A 10,229-nucleotide genomic window follows, 5' to 3' on the forward strand; every position below is an offset into this window, starting at 1 on the left:
ATGGCGGACACGTTCAACTACCGCATCGACCATCACGGCAGCCTGGTCCGGCCGCCCGCCCTGCTGGCCGCCCGCGAGCGGACCGCCGGGAGCGGGGCCGACGCCGAGAGCCTGCGCGAGGCCGAGCGCGCGGCCGTCAAGGAGGCCGTGGTCCTCCAGCGGCGCCTGCGCTCCACCGTCGTCACCGACGGCGACCTGCCCCGTGAGGACTTCCGCAGCGCCGTCCTCGACCGCGTCACCGGATTCCGGCGCACCGGCGAGGAGAGCGACGGCCTGGCCCGCTGGGTCGCCGAAACCCTCCCCGAGGCCGGCGGCCCGCTGGTCGCCGAGTGGGCCGGCCTGCTCGGCGAGCTGACGGTCGTCGCGCCCAAGGTCGCGCTGCCCTCCCCGGCGTACCTCGCCGCCACCACCTTCGACCCGGCCCTGGCCGGCTCGGGAGGCCCCGCCTCCGCCCGCGAACTCGGCGAGGCCCTGGCGGAGATCGTCCACGCGGAGATCCGGCTGCTCGTCGCCAAGGGGGTGCGCCTGATCCAGCTGAACAACCCGCTGCTGCTCGCCCACACGGCCGCCGGACCCGGCGCCACCGGCGCACTCTCCTTCGAGGACGCCCTCGCCGTGGAGGCCCTCGCGGTCCGGCTGGACGAGCGCCCCGAGGGCGTACGGATCGCCGTCGCGCCTGGCTGGGCAGCACCCGGCGCGGTGGACCGCGCCCGCGCCGAGCGGCTGTACGCGACGGTCCCCGCCGACCGCTGGGTGCTGCCGCTCGACCGGGGCACCGATGCCGAACTCGAACTGCTCCGCGCCCTCCCCGAGGACCGCGACGCCTGCCTCGGCGCGGTGGACGCGACCACCGCCGCGATGGAGGAGATCGACGCGGTGATGGCCCGCATCGACGCGGCGGCCGAGGTCAAGGACCTGGAGGACATGGCGCTCTCGCCCTCCCGGGGCTTCGCGGACGTGGCCGTCCGCCCGCTGCTGAGCGCCGAGGAGCAGCACCGCAAGCTGGTCCAGGTGGAGACCCTCGCCCGCTACTGCTGGGGCAACGAGTTCTGACCCGCGCACGGCGGCGGGGGATCAGGACACGCCCATGGCGGCGGGGGCCGGTGAACGCCTCCGCGTCCGGCCCCCGCCGCCATGGCGCCCACCCGGGCTACAGCACCTCAGCGAACGTCACCGCACGGTCCGTCAGCAGCGGCCGAACCGTCCGGACGATCAGCTCGTCGAAGTAGTCCGCCGCCGCGTGGGCGTCGAAGCCGGCCCGGTCGGCGTAGCGCTCGTACAGCACGAACCCGCCCGGCCGGTCCACCTCCGCGTGCACCTCGTACCCGAGGTTCCCCGGCTCGGTCAGCGTGTGCGCGCGCGTCTTCAGCAGCGCGGCACGCACCGTGTCCTCATCGGCGGGGTCACAGGTGTAGTGGGCGATCACGGCGAATGCCATGGTGCGGCCTCCTTCTTCGTCAGGGCTCTCGTCGGGGACTTCGTCAGGGCCTTCAGCGGTGCCGATTCCAGCACAGCCGACGCGCGGGGGCCCGTGCGCGACGTGCAAGCAATGTCTGCCGCCGCGGGCCTGGTCACCCCCGCGGACTTGCGGTGTTGTCGTGACGACCACGCCGTTACATCGGTAGACCGCGCGCAGCAGCCGCGGTCGGACGGGAGCAATGATCCAGATGCGCACCATGGAAACCCTTCTCGGCGGACAGTGGGTGGCGGCCGACGCATGGCTGGAGGTCCACGACCCGTCCGACACCCGCACCCCGGTCGCCCGGGTCCCCGCGCTCGGTGCCCGGGAGGTCACCCGCGCGTACGACGAGGCCGAGAAGGGCTTCGCGCTCTGGCGGCGCACCAGCCCCTTCGAGCGGGCCCGGGTGTTCCACGAGACGGCCCGGCTGCTCCGCGAGCGGGCCGCCGAAATCGCCGACGCGGTCGTCACCGAGAACGGCAAGACCCTCCAGGAGGCGGGCGGCGAGGTCCAGAAGGCCGCCGACTTCTTCGAGTACTACGCGGGTCTCGCCCGCACCGGCTACGGCACCCTCGTCCACGACGCCCGGCCCGAGACGCGCACCAGCTTCCACAACGAGCCCCTCGGCACCGTTCTGGCGATCACCCCGTGGAACGACCCGCTGCTGACCCCGGCCCGCAAGCTGGCCCCCGCCCTCGCCGCCGGCAACGCGGTCGTCCTCAAGCCGGCCTCCGAGACCCCGATGTCCGCGCTCCACCTGGCCCGCGCCCTGCACGACGCCGGCCTGCCCGCCGGAGTGCTGGGCGTGGTCACCGGCCGAGGCGGCTCCATCTCCGCCCCGCTGCTCGCGGACCCGCGCATCGCCGCCGTCACCTTCACCGGCTCCAACGCGGTCGGCGAGTCCATCCGCCGCTCGCTCGCCGACCGCAACGTCCGCTTCCAGGGCGAGCTGGGCGGCAAGAACGCCACCGTCGTCCTCGCCGACGCCGACCTGACGGCCGCCGTGAAGGCCGTGATCGCCGCCGGGTTCGGCCAGACCGGCCAGCGCTGCACCGCCACCAGCCGCGTCCTCGTCGAGCGGTCCGTGCACGCGGAGTTCACCGGGCTGCTGCTGGACGCGGTCGCCGCCCTGGGGCTCGGCTCCCGGGAGACGGGCACCCTCTCCGTCGGCCCGCTCGTCAGCGCCGGCCAGCGCCGGAGCGTCCTCGACGACATCGCGCGCGCGGTCCAGGAGGGCGCCACCGTCCTCGTCGGCGGCGACACCCCGAAGGACGACGCGTACGCCCACGGCTGCTGGGTCCTGCCGACCGTCCTCGGCGACGTGACCCGCGACATGGCCGTCTGGCGCGAGGAGGTCTTCGGCCCGGTCGTCGTCGTCCGCGCCGTCGACGGCTTCGACGAGGCCGTCGAGGAGGTCAACGACTCCGGCTTCGGACTCGCCGCCGCCCTCTTCACCCGCGACCTGCGCGCCGCCCACCGATTCGCCGAGGAGGCCGACTGCGGGCAGGTCGCTGTCAACACCACGACCACCGGCTGGGACGTGCACCACCCCTTCGGCGGCTTCCGCGACTCGGGCTCCGCGTTCAAGGAGCAGGGCACCGAGGCCCTCCGCTTCTACACCCGCGTCAAGACCGTCGCCCTCCACTTCGGTTCCTGACGCGCGGCCACCCGGAATCATCGGGCTCCACCCAGTTCCACCCAGCGTAATCAGCAAGAAAGGAGGATGCCGATGAGCGACGAAACGATCGGCATCGTCGGAGCCGGCATCGTGGGCCTGGCGACGGGCCGCGAGATCGCGCTGCGCCGCCCGGGAACCCGCGTGGTGGTCTTCGAGAAGGAACGGCAGGTCGCGGTCCACCAGACCGGGCACAACTCGGGCGTGGTCCACGCCGGCATCTACTACGCCCCGGGCAGCCTCAAGGCCGACCTGTGCGTACGGGGCGTCGCCCTGCTGCGCGCGTACTGCCAGGAGCACAAGCTCCCGTACCAGGAGACCGGCAAGCTCGTCGTCGCCGTGCGCGAGGACGAACTCGGCCGCATGGAGAACCTGTACGAACGGGCCAGGAACAACCATGTGCCCGACCTGCGGAAGATCTCGAAGGACGAGATCAAGGAGATCGAGCCGCACGCCGGCGGCATCGCGGCCCTCCACTCGCCGCGCACCGCGATCACCGACTACCCGGCCGTCGCCCGCCAGTTCGCCGAGGACATCGAGGCCGCAGGAGGCCAGGTGCGGCTCGGTTTCGCGGTGGACGCGCTCACCGAAGTGACCGGCGGCATCGAGGTCGCCTCGGGCCAGGAGCGCGTACGCGTCGACCGGCTGATCCTCTGCGCGGGCCTCCAGTCCGACTCCGTCGCCCGGCTGGCGCGGGACGACAAGGCGCCCAGGATCGTGCCCTTCCGGGGCGAGTACATGCTGCTCAGACCGGAGCGCACCGGACTGGTGCGCGGCCTGATCTACCCCGTACCCGACCCGCGCTACCCCTTCCTCGGGGTGCACTTCACCCCCCGGGTCGACGGTTCCGTGGAGGTCGGCCCCAACGCCGTCCTGGCACTGGCCAGGGAGGGCTACCGGCTGTCGGACGTCTCCGTGAAGGACCTCGCGCGGCTCGCCGCGTATCCCGGCGCCTGGCGGATGGCCGCCCAGCACTGGCGGACCGGCATCAAGGAGTACCGGGGCTCGCTCTCCACGAGGGCCTTCATGAGGGACGCGGGGGCGTACGTCCCCGGCGTCGGCGCCGCCGACGTGGTCCGCGGCGGAGCGGGCGTACGCGCCCAGGCACTCGACCCGGACGGCTCGCTCGTGGACGACTTCCGCATCCACCGGGCCGGCCGCGTCACCGCCGTGCGCAACGCCCCCTCGCCGGCCGCCACGGCCTCCATGGCCATCGCCGAGCACATCGCCGAGGCCGTGTTCGCCCCGGCGTGACCGCCTGCGACCTGCCGGTTCGCGCAACAACTGGTTGCGCTCCAGGGGTCTTAGCAAACGCCCCCACCAGCTCTAACGTCTGACGCACACCACCCCACCCCGCAACGGAAGAGGCTCCCCATGTTCGTCGTCGACACCCAGATCCACATCTGGAAGGAAGAGGCCCCGGACCGCCCCTGGGTCCCCGGAGCCCGCGAGCGCATCCGCCTCAACGGCCACCGCGAGGAGGCCTTCTCCTACGAGGAGGCGCTGGAGCTGATGGACGAGGCCGGCGTCAACCGCGCCCTCATCCTTCCGCCGTCGTGGGAGGGCAACCGCATCGACTACGCCCTCGAAGCCTGCGAGGCCCACCCCGACCGCTTCGGCATCATGGCCCGCGTCCCCCAGGACAACGAGGCCGAGGGCACGGCCATGCTGCGGGACTTCGCGCAGAACCCGCACATCAAGGGCACCCGCCTGACCTTCCACCGGCCGCAGGACCGCAACTGGATGATCGACGGCACCAACGACTGGTACTGGCCGATCGCCGAGGAGCTCCGCGTCCCCACGATGGTCCACGCGCCCATCTGGAAGCGCGAACTCGGCCAGATCGCCGCCAAGCACCCCGAGCTGAAGATCATCATCGACCACATGGGCATCATGGCCCGCTGTGTGGACGACTCCATCGGCTACTGGGTCTCCGAGACCGCGGACCTCGCCCAGTACCCCAACATCTACGTCAAGGTCTCGGCCCTGCCCGGGTACTCCACCGAGCCCTTCCCGAACAAGAACATCGAGAAGTACGTCCGCGAGATGGTCGACAGGATGGGGCCGCAGCGGTGCTTCTACGGCACCGACATCACCCGCCTGCTCGGTCACGGCATCACCTACACCGACACCATCGAGCAGTTCACCAAGCACTGGGACTTCACCCCCGAAGAGCTCGAATGGATGATGGGCCGCGGCATCAGCGAGGTCCTCGGCTGGCCGGTCGAGGGCTGAGGGAACACCTGAGATGACGGACAGCAGCAACACGCCAGGCGTCGACGGCGGTGACGCCGTCGTCTCCGCCTTCAACGCCGTCGGCGCCGATTACCTCTTCTGCTCATCGGGGTCCGAATGGGCCCCGGTGTGGGAGTCACTGGCCCGGCGTCACCGCGACGGTGACCCGGCCCCCCACTACCTCGACCTCACCCACGAGACGGTCGCGGTCGGCATGGCCACCGGCTACGGCCTCGTCACCCGCCGCCCGCAGGGAGTCCTCCTGCACGCGGCCCCCGGCCTGCTCCAGGGCTCCATGGCGATCCACGGGGCGCTGCTCGCCGGCGTCCCCATGGTCGTCACCTCCTCGGAGTCCAGCACCTACGGCGACGGCCCCGGGCAGGACCCGGGCGGCCAGTGGTACCGCAACCTCTCGATCGTGGGGGGCCCGCACGGCGTCGCCCAGCCCTTCACGAAGTGGGCCACCGAGGCCGCCAGCGTGCACACCCTGCCCACCATGATCGCCCGGGCGGCGGAACTCTCCTGGCGGGCACCGGCCGGCCCGGCCTACCTCAACATCCCCCTGGAGATCCTTCTTGAGGAGTGGGACGGCCGCGGAGCCAAGCCGATCGTCGCGCCCGGCTCCACCCACAGCTCGCCCGAAGAGGTCGACCCCGTCGCCCAGTTGATCCGCGACGCGAAGAACCCGGTGATCGTCACGGAGACGGCCGGCCGCGAGGAGGGCGGCTTCGAAGCGCTCCTCGCCTTCGCCGAGGCATGGAACATCCCGGTGGTCGAACCCGACTCGGCGGTCTGCGGCAACTTCCCCCGCACCCACCCGCTGCACGCCGGAAGCGACATCGGCCCCTGGATGGACGAAGCCGACCTGATCCTCCTGGTCAACTGCCGCGTCCCCTTCTACCCGCCGAGCCGCCGCCCCTCGAAGGCGACGATCGTCGTCGTCGACGAGGTGCCGCAGCGACCGCACATCGTCTACCAGGTACTCTTCGCCGACGCCTACCTCGAAGGCAGCGTCGCCAACACACTGCGCCAACTGGCCAAGCGGGCCAGGGACTTCACCGAGGACCAGCGCGCCACCGTCGCCCTGCGCCGCACCGCGCAGGAGGAGCGGTACGCCGCCGAACAGGCGGCCGTCACCGCCGCCGAGACGAAGGCGGAGGAGAGCGAAGGGGTGGACCCGGTCCTCGTCGCCGCCACCCTGCGCCGGCTGCTCGACGGGACCGGCGGGATCGTCGTGGACGAGACCATCACCCACAGCAGGATCGTGAAGCGGCACCTGCGGACCTCCGAGCCCGACTCGTACTTCTACGTGCAGGGCGGACTCGGACAGGGCATCGCGGTCGCCCTGGGCGTCAAACTCGCGGCCAAGGACAAGCCGGTGGTCCTCACGGTCGGCGACGGCGCCTTCACCTACAACCCGGTGATCCAGTCGTACGACGCCGCCAGGACGTACGAACTGCCGGTTCTCATCCTCGTGTTCAACAACCGTGTCTACAAGTCGATGAACCTCAACCACCGCAGGTTCTACCCCGAAGGCGCCGCCGCCGGGACCGGCGAATGGCTCGGCACCGACCTGCACCGGCTGCCCCGCCTCGCCGCGTTCGCCGAGCCGTTCGGGATGCACACCGAGACCGTCGACACCACCGACGCCCTCGCGCCCGCGCTGGAGCGCGCGCTCAAGGCCGTCGCCGACGGGACCACCGCCGTCGTCGACGTACTCGTCACCCGCTGACCCAGGAGGCACCGCCACCATGACCGACCAGCCCGCCATGACCGACCAGCCCGCCATGACCGACCGGCCCACCCTGACCGACCGGCCCACCTCCAAGCCGGGCAAGGTCCTCGTTGCCGCCGAGGACCTGCGCACCTTCTCCGCCGCCCTCCTGGAGAAGGGCGGCCTCGCCGCCGAAGCCGCCCGCACCACCGCCGACGTCTTCGTCTGGGCCGCGCTGCGCGGCGTCGACTCGCACGGCATCGCCCGCGTCCCCGCCTACCTCGACCTGCTCGCCAAGGGTGTGGCCAACGCCAAGGCCGAGCTCACCGTCGAATCGTCGACCCCGGCCGCCACGGTCATCGACGCCGACCACGCGCCCGGCCCGGTGGCCCTCACCGCCGCCGCCCACGAGGCGGTGAGCCGGGCCCGTACCAACGGCATCGCCGCCGTCGCCGTCCGGCGTACCGTCCACACCGGGGCCATCGGCTACTACGTGTCGAAGATCGCCGAACAGGGCCTCATCGGCATCGGGTTCGTCTCCGGCATGCCCAACATGGGCTACACCGGCGTCAAGGGCGCCGCCGTCGCCACCAGCCCGCTCGCCATCGCCGTACCGGCCGACGCCCACGCGCCGCTCGTCCTCGACATGGCCACCGCCACCATCGCCCTCGGCAGGATCCGCCAGGCCAAGGCGAGCGGCACCCCGCTCCCCGAAGGCGCGGCGGCCACCGCCGACGGAACCCCCACCACCGACCCGGAACAGGCCGTCATGCCGCTCCCGTTGGGCGGCGCCAAGGGCTCCGGCATGTCGATCGCCTTCGAGCTGCTCACCAGCGTCCTCGTCGGCGCGCCGATCTTCGCCGCCTTCCACTCGGACGACCCGAAGGGCCGCAAGCACCGCCAGAACGCGCTGCTCATCGCCCTCGACCCGGCGGCGTTCGGCGACCCGGCGGCCTTCACCACCGCCGTCGACTCCACACTGGCCACCCTCAAGGGCCTGCCACAGGCGGACGACGCCTCCGGCGTGTTCTACCCCGGGGAGCGGAGCGCGGCCCTGGCCGTCGAGCGCGGCGAGAAGGGTCTCCCGGTGGCCCCGAAGGTCTGGCGCGAGCTCACCGGGCGTGCGGCTGAGTTCGGCGTCATTCCGCCGGAGCCGGTGGCCGCGGGCTGAGGAGCGGCGTCGGTGAGGCGGGCGGCACGGTACCGGCAGGACCGGACCCGCCCCCCGCGCCGACCGCCCACGAGGAGGCCGGGGAGGAACCCACTGTGCGGGGGTTCCTCCCCGGCCTCTCCGCTTCACGGACGACGCACGGAGCCCGGCCCGGTGGTCCGGCCCGCCAGTGGTCGGGACCTGTGCGGCGACGAGGCGGCGGTCATCCGTCGAGAGCCGCGAGGAAGCTCTCGGCCGCGTCCTCGACCCGGTCCCGGTCACCGGTGGCGAGCAGGTCGAGCAGCAGGCCCCGGACCGTGGCGATCACGAGGGTGGCCGTGCGGGTCGCCGCCGCCGGATCGGCGTCCGGCCCCTGCGCATCGCGGAGGGCGTTCATCCAGTCCGCCACGACGTGCTCCAGGAAGTCCGAGAACTGCTGCGGCGCCTGGAGCGCACGCCCGTAGACCGCGAAGAACAGCCTGAATTCCGCGCCCTGCCGCGGGTCGGAGGCCCTGTTCCAGACCGCGCGCACGGAGGCCGCCAGGCCGGCCTGATGGCCGACCGTGTCGCGGGTGGCCCGGAAGATGCGCTCCCGCAGGCGGCCGAGGACGGCTTGCAGCATCTGTTCCTTGGTGCCGAAGCGGTGCACCAGGGTCGTCGGCGAAACCCCGAGGGCCGCGGCGACGGGCCGCCACGACAGCTCCGAGAACCCGTGGTCCACCGTGAAGTCGACCACCGCGTCGAGCAGTTCGGCCCGCCGTTGATGGTCCACGGGACGCCCCGCCATCGATGCCTCCGTACCTTGGATGCCGCTTGACTTTTCTGGTACGACCGTACAAAGAATGGGGGCAGACTTCAAGGGCCGCCTGCCGTGGATTCGCCCGGCGGACGCCCCCTTCCTGGAGGTTCCCCATGCGCGTTTTCGTCACCGGAGCATCGGGCTGGGTCGGCCGCGGGCTCGTTCCCGAGCTGCTCGCCGCCGGTCATACGGTCGTCGGGCTCGCCCGCTCCGACGCCGCGGCACAAGCCCTGCGGGATGCCGGAGCGGAGGTCCGGGCGGGGACGCTCGACGACCTCGGCACCCTGCGCGACGCCGCCGCGTCGTCCGACGGAGTCATCCACCTCGCGTTCAAGCACGACATCGCGTTCTCCGGCGACTACGCCGGGGCCACCGATGCCGACCGGGCCGCGATCGAGGTCTTCGGCGAGGCCCTCGGCGGCACCGGCAAGCCCCTGGTGGTCGCCTCCGGCATCCTCGGCGTGCTCGGACTCCCGCCGGGGGCCGTCGCCACCGAACGCGACGGACTGGCGGAGAAAGGGGACGGTGGGAGCCCGATCAGCGGTGGAGAGGGCCGGTTGGGCAACGCCCACCGCACACTCGCGTTCGCCGGCTCCGGTGTCCGTTCCTCCGTCGTACGCCTCCCCCCGGCCACGCACGGCGACGGCGACAACGGCTTCATCCCGGCCGCGATCGGCCTCGCCCGCGAGAAGGGCGCCGCCGCCTACGTCGGGGACGGCGCCAACCGCTGGCCGTCGGTCCATCGCGACGACGCCGCACGGCTGTTCCGCCTCGCGCTGGAGTCCGCGCCGGCCGGGTCGGTTCTGCACGCGGTCGCCGACGAGGGCGTCCCGATCCGGGAAGTGGCCGAGGTCTTCGCCGCGCACCTCGACGTGCCGGCCGTGTCCGTCACCCCTGAGCAGGCGGGGGAGTACGTCGGTGTGCTCGGCGGCTTCTGGGGAATCGACGGCCCCGCCTCGGCCCGGATCACCCGCGACCTCCTCGGATGGCAGCCGACCCGTCCCGGGCTGATCGCCGACCTGAAGGACGGCCACTACTTCGCCTGGGCCCAGCGCGCCTGAAGCGGTGTCCGGCGCCGTGGTACGGCGACGGGCCTGCCGTGGTACGGCGACGGGCCGGGGCCGTGCGGGGGTGTCCGCGTGGTCCCGGCCCGTGGCCGTCGTGCCGTTCCCCGCGTGTGTCTTCGGCCGGGGAGGT

Annotated in this window: 9 protein-coding genes; 7 read left to right on the plus strand and 2 right to left on the minus strand. The window is 72.6% G+C overall.

From position 1 onward, the window contains the following. Positions 1-1,053 (plus strand): methionine synthase II (cobalamin-independent)-like protein, encoded by a 1,053-nt coding sequence (locus tag ACWCSV_RS30765; RefSeq protein WP_451147822.1) that lies wholly within the window; start codon positions 1-3, stop codon positions 1,051-1,053. A gap of 97 nt (positions 1,054-1,150) precedes the next feature. On the opposite strand, the gene ACWCSV_RS30770 is transcribed toward ACWCSV_RS30765, so the two are convergent. Beyond that, positions 1,151-1,438, minus strand: coding sequence for a putative quinol monooxygenase (locus ACWCSV_RS30770; protein ID WP_451147824.1), 288 nt, complete (start codon positions 1,436-1,438; stop codon positions 1,151-1,153). 229 nt (positions 1,439-1,667) lie between these two features. Here ACWCSV_RS30770 and ACWCSV_RS30775 point away from each other — a divergent pair, with 229 nt between their 5' ends. From ACWCSV_RS30775 to ACWCSV_RS30795, 5 genes are all read left to right on the plus strand, one after another. Further along, a complete protein-coding gene (locus tag ACWCSV_RS30775; protein ID WP_451147826.1) occupies positions 1,668-3,116 on the plus strand; it encodes an aldehyde dehydrogenase family protein in 1,449 nt (482 codons plus the stop codon). 72 nt (positions 3,117-3,188) lie between these two features. Next, the gene (gene lhgO, locus ACWCSV_RS30780) at positions 3,189-4,388 is read left to right on the plus strand and encodes an L-2-hydroxyglutarate oxidase (RefSeq protein ID WP_451147828.1); all 1,200 of its coding nucleotides are present in this window, start codon (positions 3,189-3,191) and stop codon (positions 4,386-4,388) included. Between the two features lie 120 nt (positions 4,389-4,508). Further along, positions 4,509-5,369 (plus strand): amidohydrolase family protein, encoded by an 861-nt coding sequence (locus ACWCSV_RS30785; RefSeq protein WP_451147830.1) that lies wholly within the window; start codon positions 4,509-4,511, stop codon positions 5,367-5,369. A 13-nt stretch (positions 5,370-5,382) separates the two neighbouring features. Continuing rightward, positions 5,383-7,101: a thiamine pyrophosphate-dependent enzyme gene (locus ACWCSV_RS30790; RefSeq protein ID WP_451147832.1), complete on the plus strand. Its 1,719-nt coding sequence runs from the start codon at positions 5,383-5,385 to the stop codon at positions 7,099-7,101. A 55-nt stretch (positions 7,102-7,156) separates the two neighbouring features. Further along, a complete protein-coding gene (locus ACWCSV_RS30795; RefSeq protein ID WP_451147844.1) occupies positions 7,157-8,254 on the plus strand; it encodes an Ldh family oxidoreductase in 1,098 nt (365 codons plus the stop codon). Positions 8,255-8,456: 202 nt separating this feature from the next. On the opposite strand, the gene ACWCSV_RS30800 is transcribed toward ACWCSV_RS30795, so the two are convergent. Continuing rightward, positions 8,457-9,020: a TetR/AcrR family transcriptional regulator gene (locus ACWCSV_RS30800; protein ID WP_451147834.1), complete on the minus strand. Its 564-nt coding sequence runs from the start codon at positions 9,018-9,020 to the stop codon at positions 8,457-8,459. Positions 9,021-9,145: 125 nt separating this feature from the next. On the opposite strand from ACWCSV_RS30800, the gene ACWCSV_RS30805 reads away from it, so the two are divergent. Next, positions 9,146-10,093 carry an SDR family oxidoreductase gene (locus tag ACWCSV_RS30805; RefSeq protein ID WP_451147836.1) on the plus strand — a complete coding sequence of 316 codons (948 nt, stop codon included), beginning with the start codon at positions 9,146-9,148 and terminating at the stop codon, positions 10,091-10,093. Positions 10,094-10,229 lie beyond the last annotated feature (136 nt).

The organism is Streptomyces sp. NPDC001770 (assembly GCF_053596135.1).

What these genes read in the sequence shown, in the direction of transcription:
- ACWCSV_RS30765 (WP_451147822.1), top strand. Translation starts at nt 1, where the DNA reads ATGGCGGACACGTTCAACTACCGCATCGACCATCACGGCAGCCTGGTC.
- ACWCSV_RS30770 (WP_451147824.1), bottom strand. Translation starts at nt 1,438, where the DNA reads ATGGCATTCGCCGTGATCGCCCACTACACCTGTGACCCCGCCGATGAG.
- ACWCSV_RS30775 (WP_451147826.1), top strand. Translation starts at nt 1,668, where the DNA reads ATGCGCACCATGGAAACCCTTCTCGGCGGACAGTGGGTGGCGGCCGAC.
- lhgO (WP_451147828.1), top strand. Translation starts at nt 3,189, where the DNA reads ATGAGCGACGAAACGATCGGCATCGTCGGAGCCGGCATCGTGGGCCTG.
- ACWCSV_RS30785 (WP_451147830.1), top strand. Translation starts at nt 4,509, where the DNA reads ATGTTCGTCGTCGACACCCAGATCCACATCTGGAAGGAAGAGGCCCCG.
- ACWCSV_RS30790 (WP_451147832.1), top strand. Translation starts at nt 5,383, where the DNA reads ATGACGGACAGCAGCAACACGCCAGGCGTCGACGGCGGTGACGCCGTC.
- ACWCSV_RS30795 (WP_451147844.1), top strand. Translation starts at nt 7,157, where the DNA reads ATGACCGACCGGCCCACCCTGACCGACCGGCCCACCTCCAAGCCGGGC.
- ACWCSV_RS30800 (WP_451147834.1), bottom strand. Translation starts at nt 9,020, where the DNA reads ATGGCGGGGCGTCCCGTGGACCATCAACGGCGGGCCGAACTGCTCGAC.
- ACWCSV_RS30805 (WP_451147836.1), top strand. Translation starts at nt 9,146, where the DNA reads ATGCGCGTTTTCGTCACCGGAGCATCGGGCTGGGTCGGCCGCGGGCTC.